Here is a 21,479-nt window from a genome sequence, read left to right as displayed (position 1 = left end):
TTTAGGAAAAAAATCAATACTTTCTGATCTTCACGCAAGAAACTCCATAAATCCTGGTCTTTCTTCCTACTTTTTTTAATAAACCTGTTTCAGGGTTACGCTTAAATACCACAACATCGCCACTGGATGCACTGGTTACAATAAGGAACTTACCGCTTTCATCCAAAGCAAACACTCTTGCCTGCTTGCCGAAAGTGGGCTGATACCCTATGTTTTTTAAAGTTCCGTCTTCAAGGATTGAAAAAATAGCAATATTATTTTCGGCTCCGCGGTTGGATGCATATAAAAAACGCCCGTCCGGGGAGATATGAACATCAGAACTTTCGAAATCTTCTTTATATTGATCCGTGTGGGTATTGATTCTCTGAATACTTTTCAGGCTGGAATTATCATACCGGTAAGCAGTAACAGCGCCCCCCAGCTCTTCAATGCAATAGGCGAATTTTCCGTTGGGGTGGAAGGTGAAATGCCTCGGGCCGCTTCCCGGAGTGGCGGCTACAAAGGATTGTTTTGCCGGCTGCAGAGGTTCGGTTGAATCATTTTCAAAATTGTACATTCTGATTGTATCAGCCCCAAGATCCGGAAAAAATACCTGGGTGAAGTCCGGTGAAAAAACAGCAGCATGAACATGGGATCTGTCCTGTCTGTTTTTGTTGATGCTTCCTTCTGAAAACTGAAAATTCTGTACCGCCGGATGTATCGTTCCGTTTCCGGCGATGGGATATGCAGAGACACTTCCTTCCGTGTAGTTGGCATTCACCAGCCACCGGCCGTTTTTATGAACCGATACGTAAACAGGATTCTCGCCGCCGCTTTTCTGGCTGTTGATGAAGGTGAGCTTTTTATTTTTAGGATCAAATCTAAAGCTGCTTACACTTCCTGCGCCGTGCGTTTTGCTTTCAGTGCAGGCATAAATGTATTGACCGTCCGTCGAAAGCGTGAGGAAAGATGGATTTAAAATTCCCTTTAATGAACTTACCTTAGAAAGTTTCCCCTTAATAGTGTCGAGCTGGTAGACGTAAATTCCTTCAGTGGTTTTATCCCGGTTAAATGATCCGAAAAATACAAAAGTATTCTGTGAATATAAATGGATGTAAATTAAAAAGAGGCTGATCAGGCTTAGTGTTTGCTTCAATGTTCAGGTTGGTTTTTTAACTTATTATGGTGCTATTTGCTCATCAAAGACAGAAACAATTTCTTTAAATTTCTCTAATAATATCTGCTTATTGACTTTCAACGGTGGTAATTGACCGGGATCAAATTTTTCTTTGTCTTTAAACCTGGGCCAAAAGATGGCTTCATAAAAATAGGTCCACAATTCATTGATAGATCCGTTATTTTCATACTCGAGCAGAAAATTGTTCTTTTTACTTTGTCGTGCATAATCTCCGAAAAGATTAATGAAATTTGTGAAATTTTCTATGGTTTCAACAGAATAAACATCAAGTTCAAGTTCTTTTAATAGTATGTTTAAGTCATAAAAATTATCTTCTGCAATTTCTTTTTGATCAGGAGCGAATTCTCTGTTAAGCCATGAAATCATCTTTTCCCGGTTTTCAATTGATATGGATGTATGACCCATTTCGGCAGGTAGATTTTTAAGGGACGTTGACATGAAAATTTTTCCATTGTCCAAGGTCAGAAATTGATCAATATCGTTAATATCCGGATACCAGATCAAATAAATACCTTCGATAAATTTGGGGGATTTATATTTAATAATCCACGCTGTAAATTCTTCTTCCATCATTCTTCTTTCCTTTTTGCTCTAAGAATTTTTGTACTGTTATCATTCTCAAAATAGCGGTCTCTTTTCCCTTCAAAATTAAAACTAAGTAAGAATTTTTGATGAAATGGAAGTTTATTTTTTTATTATTTCGCGATTTTATCTTTTAACTTCTGTTTTACCGTATCAAACCATTCATTTCTGATGATACTCAGCACAATGGCATCCATTCTGTTTCCTTTGGCATCTGTAGCAAAATTTCTTAAAATTCCTTCTTCAACGCATCCAATGCTTTTCATAGCAGCAATACTTCGGTTGTTGAGGCTATTGGCCCGGAATCCCACGCGTTCCATTTGAAGCTGCTCAAAAGCGAATTCTAAAAGTAAATATTTACAGTTTTTATTAATTCCCGTTCCCTGATACTGTTTCCCATACCAGGTATACCCGATTTCCAATGTTTTATTGTTGGGATAAATGGCATAAAATCTTGTACTGCCCACATATTTCTGAGTTGCTTTATCAAATACGATAAACGGATATTCATTTTCATGAGTCCTCTGGTTTATGGCATTGTCAAGATATTTCTGAAGACCCTCTTTTCCGGCCGGCCCACCGGAATTGTATGACCATATTTCTGCTTCATTTTCAGCATATTCCAGTAAAAGGTCAAAATCCGAAGGCTCTAAAGGGCGTAATAAAACAAAATCGTTTTCTAAAGTATATTTTTCTGTAAAATCTAAATTCATGATGCGTAATTTTTTTATTCAGTTTTTTTTCTCAGTTCATCAAACTTTTCCGTCATGGTAGGATTTCCCCGTGTAAGTTTTTTAATCGTCAGATCTTCGGCTTTGTTATTGGCAAGGCGGAGATTATTTTCAGAAGAAAGAAGAGCATCCTTAGTTTTTTGAAGATGGGTGATTGTTTTGTCTATTTCATCAATGGCTGTTTTAAATTTTCTGCTGGCCAGATCATAATTGTAAGCAAAACCTTTTTTAAAAGTCTCGATGTTTTCTTCAAAATTGGTAATATCCACATTCTGACTTCTCACCAAAGCGAGTTCTGCCTTAGCTTTCATGGAATTCATCGCTGCATTGCGAAGAAGGGTGATGATCGGGATGAAAAATTGCGGACGGATCACGTACATTTTTTCGTATTTATGAGAAACATCCAGAATTCCGGCATTATAAAGCTCGTTGTCTGCTTCCAGAAGGGTAACAAGCACTGCATACTCACATTTCTTTTCAGTTCTGTCTTTATCCAGCTCTCTGAAGAAATCCTCGTTCCTTTTCTTCTTTTCTGTTTCATCACCTTCATTTTTCATTTCGAACATAATGGAGATGATTTCATTTCCCAGATCATCCGTTTCTCTGTAAATATAATCTCCCTTACTGCCTGATCTGGAATCATTATCCTTTTCAAAATAGGCTTTCTGAAATGCAGTGGCACGGAGTTTATTGAATTCTATCTCGCAGTGTTGTTCCAGCGTTTCACCAATCATTTTAGTTGAAAGTTTCAGCTTCATATCCTTCCTAAGGGCTATTTCATCATCTTTCATCTTAATGATGTCATCTTTTGTCTTCAGTTCTGCGGAATACTTTTCACTCAGGGATTTTTCCAGCAGCAGCTTTTCCGCTTCTTTGAGTTTTATATTATTGGCCAGATCGTCCCTTTCTTTTTCAATCTTCTGAACAGCTTCAGTTACCGAAAGTTTCTTTTCAATTTCTGTATGTTCAAGCCTGGATCTCAATTCTATAAGCTCACTGTCTTTTTCGTTTAATCTTTCAGATAAATTCCGTTCGCTAACGGCTTTCAGCTGAATTAATTCTCTATCTTTCTCATCTCTTTCCCTTTCAATTTTCTGAACGGCTTCTGCTACGGAAAGCTTCCTGTCGATTTCAGCATTTTCAAGCCTGGCTTTCATCTCAGCGAGTAAACGATCCCATTCAGTCTGCTGCTGTATCAATCTGTTTTCGCTGGAGGCTCTCAGTTCTGTGATCTCCTTATCCTTACTGGTCAGTTCAATATGTAATGAATTTTTAAACCTTTCTTCCGCAAGCTGTACTGCATTTTGCTTTTCTCGTTCTGCAAGATGTAGCCTGTTCTGAAGTTCTTCTTCAAACTGGTGGTCTCTCACTTGTTTAAGAATATCTGCAAAACCTGCTTCGTCTACTTTAAAAATTTTGTGGCAATGAGGACATTTGATCTCGTTCATATCAATAAGGCTAATCGTATTTTAAGTGCTGGAAACTGTTGCCGGTTTTTCCGGCTGGAAAGCGAAGTTAGGAAATCGAAACTGAATTTCATAACGGAAAACCATAATAGTACGAAACCGTGATGAGGGTATTATTTACGATAATTTTCGTGATTTTTCAGTGAAAATCAGGACGTTTTATGACTTAGATTGAAACCCATCCCGTATGGCGGCCTCAAGAACCTCAATGTCAATATCTTTCAATGCTTTAAACTTAATGCAATATCCGCTGACGCTTGCCTTGCCTATTTTGTTTCCATACGTTTCAGCCAGGTAGGTTTTATCCTTAATACCAAGGATGTAAACAGAAATTCCAGTGGTATTGGCACTCAGACCAATTTGATAAAACTCTCTCGTTTTGCCATCTGCATAGTGTATGGTATAGTGCCCATAACCTATATTTGGATTGGAAACCGTTTTATTGTCGGTGTTTTTGCCATCTAAGAACCACAGTTTGCAGTCCGGCATAAGCTCCGGGATGATGTGGTGCAGTTTCAGCATATCGCTGCGTTTGGGTTCAGGCTGGCTGGTGATATAGTCCTGGATTTGTTCCTGTATGGTCATATATACCTTGGGATTAATGAATGTAATTTAAAACGGTTTTTTCCAGAATATTTGGCCCGGGGAATACATATTCAGTTTTTCCATATCAGTGACATAGGATTTTTGATAGATCTCCAGTCTGATTTCAGTAATATTTACCCATTTGGAATTCTTATTTCCCTGAAGATCATAGGAAGAGACTTCCTCCTTCTTTTCTTCATTGGAAAGACTGTAAAAGGAGCTGCTATTTTCCCAGTAAGTAGTATCTGCATCACCATGATCGACTGCTATTGGCTTGCAGTTTTTTTTCAGATATTCCAGAATTCTGCTGTAGTCTTCTTTATTTTTTGAGGTTTTTTCTACATTAAGATAAGCCAGATTTCCATTACGGTTCTCAGTCATATCTATTTTCGGGAATGATACCTTATTGAGAATAGCTAAAGTATCCTTGTCTTCGCTCCAGGCCACGGTCCTGTAGGCATAACCAAACAACTCTGTTGGCTTTTTATTTCTGGTCATCCAGTCATGGTTAGATCCCAGGTACTGTGCGGTTGGAAATCTTCCTTCTGACGGATAATATCCTAGGGTATCCTTTTCAAAAAAAGGCTGATCCAGCAGTTCTGAGGCTGTTTTCTTATCCAGCTTTTTAGGATCAGTTGAAATAGTTTTTGCCGTATTTTTCAACCGTTCCTGATAAAATCCGGAGACATCAAATCCGTCTGATAGTGTTCCCAGATCAACCGATTTATTGTCCTGGGATTGGCACGAAATAAAAATAAATAATCCTAAAATAGAAAATGTTCTAATAGGGAACGGCAGAAAAGAGGCTACAGTTTTCATAGGTGTTTGGTTTTGCTATATAGGGACCAAATGTATACATTCCATCAATCAGATAAGATACTATCTGGAGATTTATGCATGAATTTAAATCGGATGTCTGAGTTTACTTAATTGTATCACCCTTTCCAGTCGTGGCCGGTTATACCTTTGCAGAAAAATAGGATACAGGTTTAATACAATATTAAGCACCAACAGCCATAGCGACTGAAGAATACCGAACTTCCAGGCCACATAGATATTAAATCCCAGAACAATCAACATGATAATAAGATGTCCCAACTCGTCCTGTTTGGTCCGGTGATGCAGAAAGGTTAAAGCTTTTCCATTCTTTTCTACCGGTTTGGATTTTTTGTTCAGCTTTTCCCAACCAATCCCGACCAGTAGTTTCCTGAATAAGTTGATACCCAGAGATTCATAGATTTTTCCTTTCTTTTCCCAGGTTTTCTCCTTAAAGTAAGAGGAATTGAAATCACTTTTTAACGCTTCTGTAAAAACAAGCACACAGGCCATCAGCAGGAAATTTAGGGCCATGGCAAAGGCAAAGCCTTTCATTCCGATAAAGTGAACCAGAGCGTACACCAAAGCAATGGTAACAGCTACAATACAAATTAAAATTAAGCTTTTTTTCATGGTTGATGCAGGGTACGCGTATCTCTCTTACATGTACAGGCTAAATTTACACATTTTCACAAAAGGATAAGCTGAACCGGTCAATTTAAATACAGCTGAAATTAAAACAAAAAAAGAACAGCCAGTGACTGTTCTTTTTATATGATTGATTGCAATACTTTAATGATATTATCCAAATGCGCGCTTCAATAGGCTTTCCACTTTCGGCTCGCTTCCCCTGAAGCTTTTGTACAGCTCCATTGGATCTTTGGTACCGCCGGAAGAAAGAAGAACTTTATATTTGGCAGCTGTTTCCGGATTGAAAATTCCCGTTTCCTTAAAATACTGGAAAGCATCTGCATCCAGAACCTCCGCCCATTTGTAAGAATAATATCCGGCTGAATATCCTCCCTGGAAAATATGGGAGAAGCTTGGGCTCATCGCCGTTTCAGGATTCACAGGATACAGGGAAGTTGCCTTGGTATACTTATCTTCAAATGCCTTCACACTTTCACCCTCTAACTCTCCGACTTTTGTGTGGTAGTTCATATCCAGAAGTCCGAAACCAAGCTGTCTCATCGTCTGGTAACCTTCCATAAAGTTTTTGGACTGCTCTATTTTTTCAATTTTTTCGTCAGGAAGAACTTCTCCTGTTTTATAATGTTTGGCGAAAGTCTTTAAAAATTCCGGCTCATAGCAGAAATTTTCCAGAAACTGCGACGGAAGTTCCACGAAATCCCATTTCACAGAAGTTCCGGAAAGACTCGGATATTGTGTATCAGCCATCATTCCGTGGAGGGCATGCCCAAACTCATGGAACAGGGTAGTCACCTCCTGGAAGGTCAGTAAGCTTGGCGTATCTTTGGTCGGTTTGCTGAAATTGCAGACAATGGAAATGTGCGGACGGGAGTTTTCACCGTCTTTTTTATATTGGTTTTTATAGCTCGTCATCCATGCCCCGGCTCTTTTCCCTTTTCTTGGGAAATAATCCACATACAGAAGTGCTTTGAAGGCATGTTCTGTCTTTCCACCGGTAGATACTGCAATAAGTTCGCTTACTTCATATACCTTAACGTCCTCATGATATTTTGGAATATCATTTCTTTCTTCAAAGCTTAAGTCGAAAAGTTCACCGGCCAATCCGAAAACGGCATCCTGCACCTGATCAAGAGGAAAATAGGGTTTGAGTTCTTCATCATTGAAATCATACTTTTGCTTTCTTAGTTTTTCTGCATAGAAAGTATGGTCGTAGCCCTGTAATTCCTCAATTCCGTCTGCTTTGGCCAGAGATCTCAGTTCATCAATCTCCTGGTCTGCATAAGGTTTGGCTTTCGTTAAAAGTTCATTCAGAAAATCAAAAACCTTTACCGGGGATTTTGCCATTCTTTCTTCCAGAACATAGTCTGCATAATTTTTATAGCCCAATAATTCAGCTTTTTCCTGCTTGAGCTGAAGAAGCTCTTTAATGAGCTCCTGATTGTCAAATTCGCCGCCGTCAAAAGATTTTTTACCGTTGGCCAGGGCAATTTCCTTTCTTAACTCACGGTTTTCAGCATAGGTCATAAACGGAATATAGCTTGGGTACTGCAAAGTGACCACCCAGCCTTCCAATCCTCGTTCTTTAGCTTCTTCCGCATATTGATCAATAACAGCCTCCGGAATCCCTGCCAGATCCTGTTTATTCGTGATATGTTTAAAATAGGCATTCGTGGAAGCCAGAACATTCTGACCGAATTGAAGCGATTTCAAAGACAGATCCATATTGATCTTCTGTAATTTTTCCTTATCCTGTGCATTCAGGAGTGCACCGCTTCTTACAAAGCCTTTGTAGGTCTCATTCAGTAGCATTTCCTGTTCCTCATTCAGTTTATACTGAGCTTTTCCGTCGTATACTGTTTTGATTTTATTGAAAAGCGGTTCATTTTGAGAAATTTTTGAAGAGTACTCCGTCAGAAGAGGAGAAACTTCCTGAGCGATCTTTTGAATTTCATCGCTGGTTTCCGCAGAATTTAAATTGAAAAAAATATTGGATGCCACATCCAGCTGTTCGCCTGAATAGGCCAGTGCTTCAATGACATTTTCAAATGTAGGGGCTTCAGAATTACTGACAATACCATTAATCTCTTCTTCGGATTTTTTGATCAGTTCCCGGAATGCCGGAAGAAAATCCTCATTTTTAATCCCATCAAAGGGTGCTGCATGATATGGTGTCGTAAATTTTTCTGTTAGAATATTCATTTTTTGATTTTTAGGTAGGTAAATTTAATGATTCATCGTGAATCAAAGCTGAAATGCACAAAAATAATGCCCGGATATCAGGATATGACAAAAATGCATTATCTTTAATTGATTTTGTCACGGGAGCATAGTGGCATGAGGAGGAAAAGATAAGTTTGACAAAAACTATGATTAACAGTAATTATACTGATATGAAGAAAATTCTTTTTTACTGTCTTTTCCTGTCTGGCTCTGTGAATGCACAGCAAGCTATCAAGCCCTATGGAGCTGTTCCTTCCGAAAGACAATTAGCCTGGCATGATATAGAAATGTACGGGCTGATCCACTTTACACCAACAACCTTTGAAGATAAAGAATGGGGGTATGGTGATGCTGATCCTCAGATCTTCAATCCTACCGATTTTGATGCCGAACAAATTGTAAAAGCCGCCAGATCAGGAGGACTGAAAGGGATCATTTTAGTAGCAAAACATCATGATGGATTTGCCTTATGGCCCACGAAAACAACTTCCTATAATATTTCGAAAAGCCCCTTTAAAAACGGTAAAGGAGATATGGTGAAAGAGATTCAGCTTGCAGCCCAAAAATACGGACTGGCGTTCGGGGTATATTGTTCTCCCTGGGACAGAAACAATCCCGTATATGGAAAGGCAGAGTACCTCAGTATTTATCAGGATCAGCTAAAAGAACTATACAGCAATTACGGGAATCTTTTTATGAGCTGGCATGACGGGGCAAATGGAGGAGACGGCTATTACGGAGGTGCCAGGGAAACAAGAAGCATTGACAATACGGTGTATTACGATTGGAAGAATACCTGGGCTATCACCCGCAAAATGCAGCCCATGGCCAATATATTCAGTGATGTGGGCTGGGATGTAAGATGGGTAGGCAATGAAGAGGGATATGCTGCGGAAACCAGCTGGGCAACTTTTACGCCCATGCCTGCAGAAGGGAAAAGCGAGGCGGTTCCCGGGCAGGCTAATTATCCGCAAAGTCCTGCGGGCATCAGAAATGGAAAATACTGGATGCCGGCAGAATGTGATGTTCCCCTTAGAAAAGGCTGGTTTTTTCATGCACGGGAAAAGCCCAAAACCCCGGAGGTTTTATTCGAGCTTTATCTCAAAAGCGTAGGGCGCGGAGCAAGCCTGGATTTAGGCCTGGCACCGGACACTACAGGACAGATGCATGCAGATGATGTGGCAGCCCTGAAGTCCTTCGGAACTATGCTAAAGAAGACTTTTGCCCATAATCTGGCAAAGGGGGCCACCATCCAATCTACGAGTACCAGAGATAAAAACCATGAGCCGGCCGCTGTATTGGATGGGGATAAACGAAGTTTTTGGATCACACAGGATACTATTCATGAAGCAAGCCTGGAGGTAAGTCTTCCGTCACCTCAGACATTTGATATTATTAGCCTGCAGGAGTATATTCCTTTAGGCCAGAGGATTGAAGCTTATACTATTGAAGTTTTTAAAGATAATGCCTGGAAAAGGATTTATGATGGAACAAGCATTGGCGCGAAGCGGCTGATTAAGTTGGATGAACCTTTAACTGTTCGTAAACTCAGGCTTAATATTACAAAATCACCGGTTCCTGTTACGTTAAGTGAATTGGGACTTTATAAAAAAGCAAAAGTCTAATATCTTGTCATAGGAGAAGTTGAAATGAGGATGGAATAATTAATTTTGACATCATCTGTAATTCATACAAAAATTAAAACCCAAATATAAAAAACTATGAAAACATTCTTAAAAATTCTTGTAGGCATCATTATTTTAGTGGCACTTTATGCCCTTATTGCCATATTTGCTTTCGATAAAAAGAATCATTTTGAAAGATCTGTGGTCATCAATGCCCCGAAAGAAAAAGTGTGGCAGCATTTAGGTTCTTTGAAAGAATATAATGTATGGGATCCTTTCTCCAAGGCAGATAAAGATATTGTGATCACGTATTCCGGTGCGGGCGACAAAGTAGGCGACTCTTATCACTGGAAAGGAAATAATCAGGTGGGAGAGGGTGAGCATGCCATCAGTGAGCTTGTGCCCAATGAAAAAATGATCACCAAACTTCATTTTATCAAGCCGTTTGAAGGAGATGCTGTGGCTACTTTTACCTTAACTCCGGAAGGAAACGGGACCAAAGTAACCTGGGCAATGGATAATGAGCTGAATACCATGATGAAGATTATGAAACCCATGATGGACAGAAATATGACCACAATGTTTGACCAGGGACTGGCAGACCTTAAAAAGGTCTCTGAACAGTAAAGAATAAAGCCTTGTAGAAATACAGGGCTTTTTTAATGTATTTTTCGGAATGATCCACAAACCTGTAGCTTCCGGATTTTTAAAATTTTTCATCCCGGTATTTAGGCCTCAGCTTCACGAATGAAGAACGAAAATATCAATTATTGTTTTAAAAAATTATTATCTTTATGTAAAGATTAGATTTATGGAGAAGATCGTATTTGAGAAAAGTGACATACGGGATTACGTGAAAACCGTGATCTCTGAAAAAATAGAAAAACTTAAAAACTTTATTGAATTTACGCTGGAAGCAAGCCGTGATATTAAGAAGACTCCTAAATATGACAGTATGAGGGAGGAAATGCAGGAAGAGATCTACCAGATGCAGCGTCAGCTGGGCGCCTTGAATGATCTTAAGAGAAATATGTCAAAAGTTTTGAATACCACTACAGCTCGGGTACAGCTCGGGTCTCTGGTGATAACCAATAAGGCAAGGTTTTATATCTCTGTTTCATTAGGTGAATTTTTTTTCGAAGGCGACCGTTTCTACGCTATTTCTCCGGAAAGTCCCATGGCTAAAAAGATGATGGGGATGAAGCCGGGTGATGCATTCACGCTGAATAATATTCACCAGAAGATTGTGGAGGTGATTTAGATTGGAATCAAGATGCAAGATATCAGATATCAGATGTGAGACGAAAGTATAATTTCAGAGACTTTTGCAGAACGTTTTGAAAATCTAAAGAGGTTTTTTTAACTCTAAAACTCTAAAACTCTAAAACCCTACAACCCAGAACCCCATGGTATTTCAAAAACTAAGGACAAACAGACGGAATCAATGGATCATTATTCACCTGAGGTATCTGGTGGGCTCTGCGTTTTTCCCCTCAGGACTTACCAAATTACTGGGAAACAGATTTACCGTGCTTTCTACTGATACTCCGATAGGGGCTTTTTTTGAAGCGATGTACCGGACAGGGGTGTATTGGAATTTTTTAGGGCTTTGTCAGATAATAGCCGGAATTTTACTGATGACGCAGCGGTATGCCCTTTTGGGCGCCCTTATGTTTCTGGCTATACTCAGTAATATCTGGATCATCACCATCAGCCTTTCCTTTACCGGAACCTGGATCATCACCTCTCTGATGATGATTGCGGTTATCATATTGCTGATCTGGGATCATCATAAGCTGATGCCTCTTTTTAGCGATAACCATTCAATGACTATAGAATCTTATCCGGATCCGGGCCGTATCTGGATCAATGCCGGGATTATCTACACAGTTTGTCTCCTGGGTTTATCAGTGCCGGGGCCGGTGGAAAAAGGTCCGGAGCAATGGATTGTAAGAACGCTGGTAATTCTGATAATCTTTACCTTTTTAATCTCTAATTATAGAATGTATAAAAAACTTAACTTACATGTAAAGAATCAGGTGTAAATTACCACTATGCATTCACTTTCATGTTGTAAATTTGCATCATGAATAAAGCGGAAATTTTAAAAGAAATCATAGAACAAAGGAGAAGTATTTTTCCGAAAGATTATACAGAAACTGCAATACCACAGGAAATCCTGGATGAAATCTTACATTCAGCAAGTTTGGCTCCCAATCATAAGCGTACAAAACCCTGGCGGTTTAAGGTATTCAGGGGAGAAGAAAAATCTCAGCTCGCTGCAGAAATGCAGTCCATCTATAAAGCAACCCAATCTGAACAGACCTTTTTAGAAAAAAAATACCAGGATATTGGCTTTAAAATCAATAAAGCGGATACCGTGGTTTCTATCGTGGTTAATTTCAGTGGTATGGTGCCGGAATGGGAAGAAATTGCTGCCGTCTCTATGGCAGTTCAGAATATGTATCTTACCTGTACAGCCCATAATGTAGGTTGCTACTGGAGCTCCCCGGCAATCGTAAACCATTTGAAAGCGTCTCTGACCATTGAAGAAAATCAGAAGTGTCTTGGGCTTTTCTATATGGGAACTGTTAATTAAAAGTTTTTTCAAAAAAATATTATTATCACATTGTTTTTTTTCAAAATATAAATTGATACAAAATTTAAAATGTATATTTTTAATTACTGGAAATTGATTTAAATGGTTAAAAACCAGTTTATTGTATTGCTTTAGTTGGCTTTTGGATTTTTGATTTTGTGGCCGGAAGTATTTATCTTCGACCTGAATTTAAAACCAAATATTATGAAAAAAAACAATTTTCTTATGATGGCGCTCATCAGTCTGATGAGCATTGGTCCATCTAATCTGAAAGCCCAGTGCCCTGCAACATCTGCTTTTTACTCATTTAGCACGGGTGGGAAAAATTATCAGCTTGTAAAACAGCAAAGTAGTTGGTTTGATGCTTCAGGTTGTGCTTCATCGAGACAGGGATATCTGGCGGAAATTAACAGTGCGGCGGAACAAAATGGAATACTTGCTGCCCTGTTATCTGCACAGGCTGGAATTGTTATGGCTAATACCACTGCTCAGGATGGAGGCAATGCATCCTATGTATGGCTGGGAGGAGTCAATACAACTAGTGACTCCTGGCAATGGAGTAATTCTAATGTAGAATTTTGGCAAGGTGCAACTCCCGGTAGTGGAGGGCACCCAATTAATGGAGCTTATTTTCATTGGGGAGTGGCCGAACCAGATAACTTCAACAATAATCAGGATTATTTAGCGTTGGCTTTAACGTCTTGGCCTGGAGGTAATGCAGGAGAATGGAATGACTTACGTTGGTCGAATGAATTATATTATGTTATTGAATATGACGGGGTTCTTTCAACAGACGAAGCTAAGACAGATAAAAGCTCAGTAAGAATTTATCCCAACGCTGTTACTGATTTCCTGACGATTGAAAGTAAAAAGGGAATTTCCTCAGTTCATATGATCGATGCATCGGGGAAAAAAGTAAAAACCGTTTCCGGTACAGGAAAATCCTCTGAAAAGATAGACTGTACGTCTCTGCCTGATGGTGTTTATCTTGTAAACATAGAGTATCAGGATAAAACTGCTTCTCAGCACAAGGTGATCAAGAGCAGTAAGTAAAGAGTTTTCTTTCTAAAATAATCGGGACTGTTTCACTGATGAGACAGTCTTTTTATCAGGTGGTGGCCAATTGTTCCAGCGATGCTGCTATTTCCTCAACAGCCATCACTTCAGTATTAAATTCAAAATCGGTAAAGGCTGGATATTTTCAAAATTCAGGACAAACAGACGGAATCAATGGATCATTATCAACCTGAGGTATCTGGTGGGCTTTGCGTTTTTCCCCTCAGGACTTACCAAATTATTGGGAAACAGATTTACCGTGCTTTCTACTGATACTCCGATAGGGGCTTTTTTTGAAGTGATGTACCAGACAGGGTGTATTGGAATTTTTTAGGGCTTTGTCAGATAATAGCCGGAATTTTACTTATAATGCAGCGGTATGCCCTATTGGGCCGCCCTTATGTTTCTGACTATACTGAGTAATATCTGGATCATCACCATCAGCCTTTCCTTTACCGGAACCTGGATCATCACCTCTCTGATGATGATTGCGGTTATCATATTGCTGATCTGGGATCATCATAAGCTGATGTCTCTTTTTAGCGATAACTAATCAATTGGAGTTCCCCGGCAATCGTGAACCATTTGAAAGCGTCTCTGACCATTGAAGAAAACCAAAAGTGTCTTGGGCTTTTCTATATGGGAACTGTTAATTAAAAGTTTTTTCAAAAAAATATTATTATCACATTGTTTTTTTTCAAAATATAAATTGATACAAAACTTAAAATGTATATTTTTAATTACTGAAAATTGATTTAAATGGTTAAAAACCAGTTTTTTATATTGCTTTAGTTGGCTTTTGGATTTTTGATTTTGTGGCAGGAAGTATTTATCTTCGCCCTGAATTTAAAACCAAATATTATGAAAAAAAACAATTTTCTTATGATGGCGCTCATCAGTCTGATGAGCATTGGTCAATCTAATCTGAAAGCCCAGTGCCCTGCAACATCTGCTTTTTACTCATTTAGCACGGGGGGGAAAAATTATCACCTTGTAAGGGAGGGAAGGCCTTGGTCTATAGCCGCAAGTTGCGCTGCATCCAGACAGGGATATCTGGCAGAAATCAACAATGCTGCAGAACAAAATGGAATACTTGCCGCACTGCAGTCTCCACAGGCGGGAATTGTTCTGGCTAATACCACAGCTCCGGATGGAGGGGATGCTTCTTATGTGTGGATTGGGGGACGTGAAATTCAAAATCCAAATAGATGGGTGTGGGATGGAAATATGAATGGCAACAACATGGATCCTGGAACTCCTTTTTGGAGCGGTGGGTCGCCTATGAACGGGGGAATGCCGGTAGCCAGTGCTTATGCTAACTGGGGCTTTCCAATGAACCAGCCGCCTGTTGAACCGGACAATTTCAATGGAAACCAGGACTTCGTAGCGATGGCTCTTACTCAATGGCCGTTCGGAAACCTAGGACAGTGGAATGATCTGTCTGGTCAAAACATTCTGTTTTTTGTTATTGAATATGACGGGGTTCTTTCAACAGACGAAGCTAAGACAGATAAAAGCTCAGTAAGAATTTATCCCAACGCTGTTACTGATTTCCTGACCATTGAAAGTAAAAAGGGAATTTCTTCAGTTCATATGACCGATGCATCGGGGAAAAAAGTAAAAACCGTTTCCGGTACAGGAAAATCCTCTGAAAGGATAGACTGTACGTCTCTGCCGGATGGTGTTTATCTTGTAAACATAGAGTATCAGGATAAAACTGCTTCTCAGCACAAGGTGATCAAGAGCAATAAGTAAAGAGTTTTATTTCTAAAATAACCGGGACTGTTTCACTGATGAGACAGTCTTTTTTATCAGGTGGTGGCCAGTTGTTCCAGCGATGCTGCTATTTCATCAACAGCCATCATTTCAGTATTAAATTCAAAATGGGCACCTTCCTGTAATAAAGGCTGGATATTTTCAAAATTCAGGATAATCTCGTTGCGCTCATGCGGAAGTTGTCCATAGGGATTGGAAGTTCTCCTGGAAATCCTTTCAAGAATAGTTTCAAGAGAGGCGGAAAGCAACAGGATGTAATCAAAAAAAGGATAGAGAGCAACCTGGTTAGAACAACACCCGGCAATAAAAACGGGTGATGTAAGCGGTTTTGAAAGTAATTTTTTAATTTTCTCTTCTTTTAACAGCCATTCCTGGGTGTCACCTGATACGGAAAGTTCTTTCCAATCCCCATAATCGGTATCAATTGCCGTAAAACCTTTTTCGCTGAGGCTTTGAATAACGGATGACTTTCCTGTCCCTGACATTCCTGTAATATAAATGCTTCTCATTTCGATCAATTTTGAGTTAAAGATAAAGCATATTTGCCATCCGGAATCATTAAAACACGCAGTCCAAGCAATTTCAGGGCACCTGCTTTTACAGCATTTTACAATAATTGTATTTTTAGCATTGATAGATTGAATTTTTTGTTTATCTTTGCACTCTTAAATATTTAACTGGGACGAGTTCCCATAAAATTCACAACATTATGTCAGTAAAAATCAGATTACAAAGACACGGTAAAAAAGGTAAGCCTTTCTTCCACATCGTGGTTGCAGATTCAAGAGCTAGAAGAGATGGTAGATTCATCGAAAAGCTTGGAACTTACAACCCAATTACTAACCCTGCAACTATCGATTTGAACGTTGATTCTGCTGTAAAGTGGTTAAACAACGGTGCTCAGCCAACTGATACTGCAAGAGCGATCCTTTCTTACAAAGGAGCCCTTTACAAAAAACACTTACAAGGTGGTGTTGCTAAAGGAGCTTTTGATGAGGCTGAAGCTGAAAAAAGATTCAATGCTTGGGTAGAATCTAAAGAACAAAAAGTACAAGGTAAAGTAGAAGGTTTATCTAAAGCTCAGGCTGACGCTAAGAAAGCTGCTTTAGAAGCTGAAGTTAAAGTAAACGAAGCCAGAATTGCTGCTGCTGCACAAGCTGAAGCTGATGCCAAAGCTGCTGAAGAAGCTGCCAACGCACCTGCTGAAGAAGAAGTTGTTGCTGAAGCTACAGAAGGAGAAGCTCCTGCTGCTGAAACTGAAGAAAACACTGAAGCTTAAGAATACCGCTGTATGCGTAAAGAAGATTGCTATTTATTAGGAAAAATCACACGCAGACACGGCCTTGCGGGAAATGTTATCCTTAAACTGGATACCGATCAACCCGAGCTTTACAATAAATTGGAATCAATATTCGTTGAAATCAACGGATTATTGGTTCCTTTTTTTATTGCAAAATCAGCATGGAGTAAAAACGACGCGCTGAATATTGCGTTTAAAAATTCCTCCGAAGCACTGGTAGACCAGTCCTTAGGAAAAAATGTCTACCTGCCGCTTGCCAGCCTTCCGAAACTTTCAGGAAAGCAGTTCTATTATCATGAAATCATCGGTTTCGATATCCTGGATGAAAATGACAGCAATTGCGGAGTTATAAGATCTGTAAACGATCAGACTGCCCAAAACTATTTCGTGACCAACCTGGACGGAAAAGAAGTAGTGATCCCGATCATCAAAGACTGGATCCTTGAAGTAAACAGAGAAGAAAGATTCATCAAAATGCAGCTCCCGGAAGGACTGATCGATGTTTTCTTAGTACCTTCTAAAAAGGACGAATAGTTTTTTTGGCGAAAAGGCAAATGGGCCTTGCTTTACTTATATTTTACATAATTCACCTATTTTTCACAACTTATAATTCACGGCTTTTAAATGTGAAAGGTCAATTTCTGCTTCGCAGGTCAATTGTGAATTCACGGTTGTGAAATTCACGATTCACAATTCAAAATTTAATTCACAATTTACTTCAAAATCTCCCTTTTCAAATCTTATATTTTACATAATTCACCTATTTTTCACAACTTATAATTCACGGCTTTTAAATGTGAAAGGTCAATTTCTGCTTCGCAGGTCAATTGTGAATTCACGGTTGAAATTCACGATTCACAATTCACAATTCAAAATTTAATTCACAATTCACTTCAAAATTTTCCTCTTCAAATCCCCGATCTGAGTATACATTTTATTGAAAAATACCTTTCTGTCCCGGTTTCCGGAAGTGTTCAGGGATTTTGAGTTTTTGATCTGGTGTTCAAAATAATTCCGTGTTTCAGTGCAGGTTTGCGCGTCATTAACAAGTATGTAACCGAACATATTGGTAGGAATTGCAAAAAGCGACTGCTGCGGATGATGGAAAAAGATGTCATTGGAAAGATGCATCAGTTCATTTTCATACAACTGGAATTTTGGATTGTTTTCTGTTTTGAGTTCGATGTGTTCTATAATTTCACGAAGTTCTTCCAGGATAATTTCAGCTTCTTTCTTTTGTAAAAGTCCGGTTTCATAGTAAAAAAGGATCTGCTGCAGGATGCTGGAAATAGTGCGGTCATTCCACAGTTCTACTACCTGCTGCGCTTCGTATTTTTTCTTAAGCTCCTGGGTATTGGATTCTAAATAGGGCGGTGAAAACTGCAGAAAAGGGACGAAAACCTGTTTGGCATTCAGCAAATTCATCCAGACATAGATCTTAAAACGGGAAAGCAACGTATCAGATAACGTATAAAAGAAGGGAATATCCTTTGCGGAATAATAAATGGTCATTTCATCAGAAAGCGGAAGGTTTTCAAAAATGCTGAGATTATTCTGGAAAAAGAACTGCAGATCTTCCGTGGTATTTACTGCTGAGGTTTTCTTAACGACCAATTGCTGGTCTGAAGTGATAAACTGATTCAGGGAGATCTGGTAATATTTCGCCAGTTCCAGAGCTTCTTCAAAACTGAATTTGGCTTTCAGCGACGTTCTTCTGTGGGCTGCATCATAACTTATATTGAGAATATTCGCGATCTCATCATTTAAAGATTTGTCACCTATTTTTTTCCGGATTTCTTTAAGTAAAAGCTCCTGACCCATGTTTTTGTGATTTTCACAAATGTACTCAATTATTTTAATTTTTTTTCGCATTCGGATTTGTGTTTTCCACAGATAATTTTGAATCATAATTTTAAAACAATGAGTTATGAAAACAAAATTTTTATGGATAACCGGACTTTTTATCGCAAATATTATCCAGGCACAGGACAGCATACAGATTGAAAATATAAAAACAGGCATTATTACCTTCAACCCAAAAACTAAAGTAAAAAATACAGCGGGCATCAATCTGGGGGTTATGGATGATTACAATTCCCAAAAGATCAATGGTTTTAATCTGCAGGGAAATCCTTTTTCTTTATTATATCTCCTGCTTCCGCACGCTATAGAAATACCAGGTGATGAGGCGGCAACGGTTTCTGTCAACGGTCTTCATATTTCAACAGGAGGAATGGCAGATGCCAAAAAACTGAATGGTATCGGAATTTCCATGTATCATATCGCCCAGGTAACCAACGGAATCACGGTCAATGGATTTAATAACCATTCCGGTAAACTGAACGGGCTTCATGTTTCGTTTCTTAATAATTCTGCGCGTCAGGGCCACGGGCTTTTAATTTCTTTCAGCAATACGGCAGATACCTTTGGGGGCGCTCAGGTCGGAGTTTATAATAATACCCACGTGATGAAGGGAGTTCAGGCCGGTGCAGTCAATATAAGCAAGCAAAACAAAGGCGTACAGATTGGTCTGGTCAATAAAACCGATAAAAATAAAGGCCTTCAGATTGGATTTTGGAATAAGAACGGGAAAAGAACACTGCCGTTAATTAATTTTTAAAGATATGAAAGCAGTTATTCTTTGTTTGCTGTTAGTCTGTACGCAGATGATGGCACAGGTTGAAGGAACTCATCAGAGTCGTAAAAAATGGTTGATTGAGGCTGGAAGTTATCTCACTTTTTCCCCTGCAAAGACAAAACAGAGTCCCGGATTTTATATAGGCTCCTGGTATCGTTTTCCTGAAGATGAAACCGGAATTCATCTGGAGATGGGAGGGAATTTCGGTTACAGTTCAAGCGTATATAATTTTGATTATGGCAAGAGAGACAGGTTCTATCCTGTACATTCTCAGGAATATATTTTGAATCTGGGTGCCAGGATGATTCAGGGATATACTTCCGGAAAAACCAGGATAGAATGGGTAACGGAACTCAGTTTTCATAATCTGTTCTTTGACGGAAAAGGAATTCCCGATGAGCCTGAAGAGGAAGAAGATGAAAATACAGTATATGTGAATGTAGATGCAGAAAGTGTTGCCACTGTGAAGATTGGGCAGGGGATAAGGTTCTGGAGAAATAATGTAGGCTTGGGCGTACAGGCTTCGTACATGCCCTACCGCCTGTGGTATAAGAATACGGTGCCGGAAGGGTTTAATTCTTTTTCCGTAGAAGCCGGGATATATTTTAAGTTTTAGATGATTAATTGATAAATGATTTTTTTAAAAAGACAGCGTAATCATGAAGTTGCGCTGTTTTTTTGTAACTTTGCAGTCGTTAATTTTTAAACGAAAATTTATAATCAACAAATGAAAAAGCAGACCATTAAGGAAATCCTACAGGATTACAAGAAAGTATTACATCATGACATTACGGTTTACGGTTGGGTAAGAACCTTCCGTGCAAATCGCTTTATAGCGCTTAATGATGGTTCTACGATCAATAATTTGCAGATAGTAGTTGATTTTGAAAATTTCGACGAGGAGATTATCAGCAAAATCAGTACAGCTGCCTCTTTAAAAGTAATAGGTGAAGTGGTGGAAAGCCAGGGAGCCGGGCAGAGTGTGGAAATTGTCGCTAAAAAGATTGTTATTTTAGGAGATAACTTTACAGAAGACCGCGACAAAACGATCCTTCAGCCTAAGAAACACTCACTGGAAGTATTGAGAGACCAGGCGCATTTAAGATTCAGAACGAATTTATTCGGAGCTGTGTTTAGAGTACGTCACGCCGTTAGCTTCGCCGTGCATGCATTCTTTAACAAAAACCAGTTCTTCTACATCAACACGCCTGTGATCACGGGAGCTGATGCGGAAGGAGCAGGAGAAATGTTCGGGGTAACCAACTTTGATCTGAACAATATTCCAAGAACTGAGGACGGAGAAATTGATTTTGCACAGGACTTCTTTGGAAAGAAAACCAACCTAACGGTTTCAGGACAGCTTGAAGGAGAAACTGCAGCTATGGGATTGGGAAGAATTTATACATTCGGACCTACGTTCCGTGCAGAAAACTCAAACACAACAAGACACCTTGCAGAATTCTGGATGATAGAGCCGGAAGTGGCATTCAACAACCTTGAAGATAACATCGACCTCGCGGAAGATTTCTTAAAATATGTGATCCAGTATGTTCTTGACAACTGTAAGGATGATCTTGAATTCCTGGACAAGCGTTTTGAAGAAGAGCAGAAATCAAAACCAGAAAAAGAAAGAGCAAAAGAAGGGCTTATCGAAAAGCTTCAGAATGTGATTGCAAAACGTTTCAAGCGTGTAAGCTACACCGAAGCTATTGAGATCCTGCTGAACTCAAAAGAAAATAAAAAAGGAAAATTCCAGTATCCGGTAGAGAAATGGGGAGCAGATCTTCAGTCTGAACATGAAAGATACCTGGTGGAAAAGCATTTTGAAAGCCCGGTGGTTCTGTTCGACTATCCTAAAGAGATCAAAGCTTTCTATATGAAGCTGAACGAGGATAATAAGACCGTAGCCGCTATGGACGTTCTTTTCCCGGGAATCGGGGAGATCATCGGAGGATCGGAAAGAGAAGCAAGATTAGACGTATTAAAACAGAAAATGGCAGATATGCATGTAGATGAGCACGAATTATGGTGGTACCTGGATACCCGTAAATTTGGTTCTGTACCGCATGCAGGCTTTGGTTTAGGATTGGAAAGACTGGTTCTTTTCGTAACAGGGATGACGAACATCAGAGATGTGATTCCTTTCCCGAGAACACCGAAGAGTGCTGAATTCTAGAACAATAAAAAAGCCTTAATGTAAAAATTAAGGCTTTTTTTATTTTCCAATAGTTTATTATGTTAATAAGTTAATGCAAAA

The 21,479-nt window shown here is 39.2% G+C and carries 24 protein-coding genes; 14 read left to right on the top strand and 10 right to left on the bottom strand.

Annotated elements, in window-relative coordinates; all coding sequences use genetic code 11:
- Nucleotides 1–13: 13 nt before the first annotated feature.
- From B7E04_RS20545 to B7E04_RS20510, 8 genes are all read right to left on the bottom strand, one after another.
- Nucleotides 14–1,135: a lactonase family protein gene (locus B7E04_RS20545; protein WP_080780395.1), complete on the bottom strand. Its 1,122-nt coding sequence runs from the start codon at nucleotides 1,133–1,135 to the stop codon at nucleotides 14–16.
- Nucleotides 1,136–1,159: 24 nt separating this feature from the next.
- Nucleotides 1,160–1,750: a hypothetical protein gene (locus B7E04_RS20540; RefSeq protein ID WP_080780394.1), complete on the bottom strand. Its 591-nt coding sequence runs from the start codon at nucleotides 1,748–1,750 to the stop codon at nucleotides 1,160–1,162.
- A gap of 122 nt (nucleotides 1,751–1,872) precedes the next feature.
- Nucleotides 1,873–2,472: a GNAT family N-acetyltransferase gene (locus B7E04_RS20535; protein WP_080780393.1), complete on the bottom strand. Its 600-nt coding sequence runs from the start codon at nucleotides 2,470–2,472 to the stop codon at nucleotides 1,873–1,875.
- A gap of 14 nt (nucleotides 2,473–2,486) precedes the next feature.
- Nucleotides 2,487–3,938, bottom strand: a complete 1,452-nt coding sequence (locus B7E04_RS20530; protein WP_080780392.1) for a DUF2130 domain-containing protein — start codon at nucleotides 3,936–3,938, stop codon at nucleotides 2,487–2,489.
- A gap of 177 nt (nucleotides 3,939–4,115) precedes the next feature.
- Entirely contained in the window at nucleotides 4,116–4,541 is a 426-nt protein-coding gene (locus B7E04_RS20525) for a DUF1801 domain-containing protein (protein WP_080780391.1), read from the bottom strand.
- Between the two features lie 27 nt (nucleotides 4,542–4,568).
- Nucleotides 4,569–5,360, bottom strand: coding sequence for a hypothetical protein (locus B7E04_RS20520; protein ID WP_080780390.1), 792 nt, complete (start codon nucleotides 5,358–5,360; stop codon nucleotides 4,569–4,571).
- 84 nt (nucleotides 5,361–5,444) lie between these two features.
- The gene (locus B7E04_RS20515) at nucleotides 5,445–5,990 is read right to left on the bottom strand and encodes a glycosyl-4,4'-diaponeurosporenoate acyltransferase CrtO family protein (RefSeq protein ID WP_080780389.1); all 546 of its coding nucleotides are present in this window, start codon (nucleotides 5,988–5,990) and stop codon (nucleotides 5,445–5,447) included.
- A gap of 168 nt (nucleotides 5,991–6,158) precedes the next feature.
- Nucleotides 6,159–8,207 (bottom strand): M3 family metallopeptidase, encoded by a 2,049-nt coding sequence (locus tag B7E04_RS20510; RefSeq protein WP_080780388.1) that lies wholly within the window; start codon nucleotides 8,205–8,207, stop codon nucleotides 6,159–6,161.
- Nucleotides 8,208–8,398: 191 nt separating this feature from the next.
- Here B7E04_RS20510 and B7E04_RS20505 point away from each other — a divergent pair, with 191 nt between their 5' ends.
- The 9 genes from B7E04_RS20505 (at nucleotide 8,399) to B7E04_RS20470 (ending at nucleotide 15,263) form a co-directional block, all read left to right on the top strand.
- Nucleotides 8,399–9,853 (top strand): alpha-L-fucosidase, encoded by a 1,455-nt coding sequence (locus tag B7E04_RS20505; protein WP_080780759.1) that lies wholly within the window; start codon nucleotides 8,399–8,401, stop codon nucleotides 9,851–9,853.
- A 96-nt stretch (nucleotides 9,854–9,949) separates the two neighbouring features.
- Nucleotides 9,950–10,480, top strand: a complete 531-nt coding sequence (locus B7E04_RS20500; RefSeq protein ID WP_080780387.1) for an SRPBCC family protein — start codon at nucleotides 9,950–9,952, stop codon at nucleotides 10,478–10,480.
- Between the two features lie 184 nt (nucleotides 10,481–10,664).
- Nucleotides 10,665–11,114 (top strand): hypothetical protein, encoded by a 450-nt coding sequence (locus B7E04_RS20495; protein ID WP_080780386.1) that lies wholly within the window; start codon nucleotides 10,665–10,667, stop codon nucleotides 11,112–11,114.
- A gap of 145 nt (nucleotides 11,115–11,259) precedes the next feature.
- Nucleotides 11,260–11,898 carry a DoxX family membrane protein gene (locus tag B7E04_RS20490; protein WP_080780385.1) on the top strand — a complete coding sequence of 213 codons (639 nt, stop codon included), beginning with the start codon at nucleotides 11,260–11,262 and terminating at the stop codon, nucleotides 11,896–11,898.
- Between the two features lie 41 nt (nucleotides 11,899–11,939).
- Nucleotides 11,940–12,452 (top strand): nitroreductase family protein, encoded by a 513-nt coding sequence (locus B7E04_RS20485; protein ID WP_080780384.1) that lies wholly within the window; start codon nucleotides 11,940–11,942, stop codon nucleotides 12,450–12,452.
- A 204-nt stretch (nucleotides 12,453–12,656) separates the two neighbouring features.
- Complete coding sequence (locus B7E04_RS20480) at nucleotides 12,657–13,505, top strand: T9SS type A sorting domain-containing protein (RefSeq protein ID WP_139785463.1); 849 nt, start codon at nucleotides 12,657–12,659, stop codon at nucleotides 13,503–13,505.
- 38 nt (nucleotides 13,506–13,543) lie between these two features.
- Nucleotides 13,544–13,702, top strand: a complete 159-nt coding sequence (locus B7E04_RS22285) for a hypothetical protein (RefSeq protein WP_165439482.1) — start codon at nucleotides 13,544–13,546, stop codon at nucleotides 13,700–13,702.
- A 185-nt stretch (nucleotides 13,703–13,887) separates the two neighbouring features.
- Nucleotides 13,888–14,061: a hypothetical protein gene (locus B7E04_RS22280; RefSeq protein ID WP_165439481.1), complete on the top strand. Its 174-nt coding sequence runs from the start codon at nucleotides 13,888–13,890 to the stop codon at nucleotides 14,059–14,061.
- 308 nt (nucleotides 14,062–14,369) lie between these two features.
- On the top strand, nucleotides 14,370–15,263 hold the full coding sequence (locus tag B7E04_RS20470; RefSeq protein WP_139785462.1) for a T9SS type A sorting domain-containing protein: 894 nt from the start codon (nucleotides 14,370–14,372) through the stop codon (nucleotides 15,261–15,263).
- Nucleotides 15,264–15,319: 56 nt separating this feature from the next.
- On the opposite strand, the gene B7E04_RS20465 is transcribed toward B7E04_RS20470, so the two are convergent.
- Nucleotides 15,320–15,793, bottom strand: coding sequence for an AAA family ATPase (locus B7E04_RS20465; protein WP_080780380.1), 474 nt, complete (start codon nucleotides 15,791–15,793; stop codon nucleotides 15,320–15,322).
- A gap of 200 nt (nucleotides 15,794–15,993) precedes the next feature.
- On the opposite strand from B7E04_RS20465, the gene B7E04_RS20460 reads away from it, so the two are divergent.
- A complete protein-coding gene (locus B7E04_RS20460; protein ID WP_080780379.1) occupies nucleotides 15,994–16,563 on the top strand; it encodes a 30S ribosomal protein S16 in 570 nt (189 codons plus the stop codon).
- Nucleotides 16,564–16,575: 12 nt separating this feature from the next.
- Nucleotides 16,576–17,118 carry a ribosome maturation factor RimM gene (rimM, locus tag B7E04_RS20455; protein WP_080780378.1) on the top strand — a complete coding sequence of 181 codons (543 nt, stop codon included), beginning with the start codon at nucleotides 16,576–16,578 and terminating at the stop codon, nucleotides 17,116–17,118.
- A 354-nt stretch (nucleotides 17,119–17,472) separates the two neighbouring features.
- Here the strand turns inward: rimM and B7E04_RS20450 are convergent, their stop codons facing one another.
- Nucleotides 17,473–18,456, bottom strand: coding sequence for an XRE family transcriptional regulator (locus tag B7E04_RS20450; protein ID WP_228440001.1), 984 nt, complete (start codon nucleotides 18,454–18,456; stop codon nucleotides 17,473–17,475).
- A 55-nt stretch (nucleotides 18,457–18,511) separates the two neighbouring features.
- On the opposite strand from B7E04_RS20450, the gene B7E04_RS20445 reads away from it, so the two are divergent.
- From B7E04_RS20445 to asnS, 3 genes are all read left to right on the top strand, one after another.
- A complete protein-coding gene (locus B7E04_RS20445) occupies nucleotides 18,512–19,204 on the top strand; it encodes an LA_2272 family surface repeat-containing protein (RefSeq protein ID WP_080780376.1) in 693 nt (230 codons plus the stop codon).
- A 4-nt stretch (nucleotides 19,205–19,208) separates the two neighbouring features.
- On the top strand, nucleotides 19,209–19,838 hold the full coding sequence (locus B7E04_RS20440; RefSeq protein ID WP_139785461.1) for a hypothetical protein: 630 nt from the start codon (nucleotides 19,209–19,211) through the stop codon (nucleotides 19,836–19,838).
- 111 nt (nucleotides 19,839–19,949) lie between these two features.
- Entirely contained in the window at nucleotides 19,950–21,398 is a 1,449-nt protein-coding gene (gene asnS, locus B7E04_RS20435) for an asparagine--tRNA ligase (protein ID WP_080780374.1), read from the top strand.
- Nucleotides 21,399–21,479: the final 81 nt, after the last annotated feature.

This window comes from Chryseobacterium phocaeense, from assembly GCF_900169075.1.
GTDB classification, from domain to species: domain Bacteria; phylum Bacteroidota; class Bacteroidia; order Flavobacteriales; family Weeksellaceae; genus Chryseobacterium; species Chryseobacterium phocaeense.
Note: the sequence above shows the minus strand (reverse complement) of the source record. Positions and strands in the feature narration are given on the sequence as shown.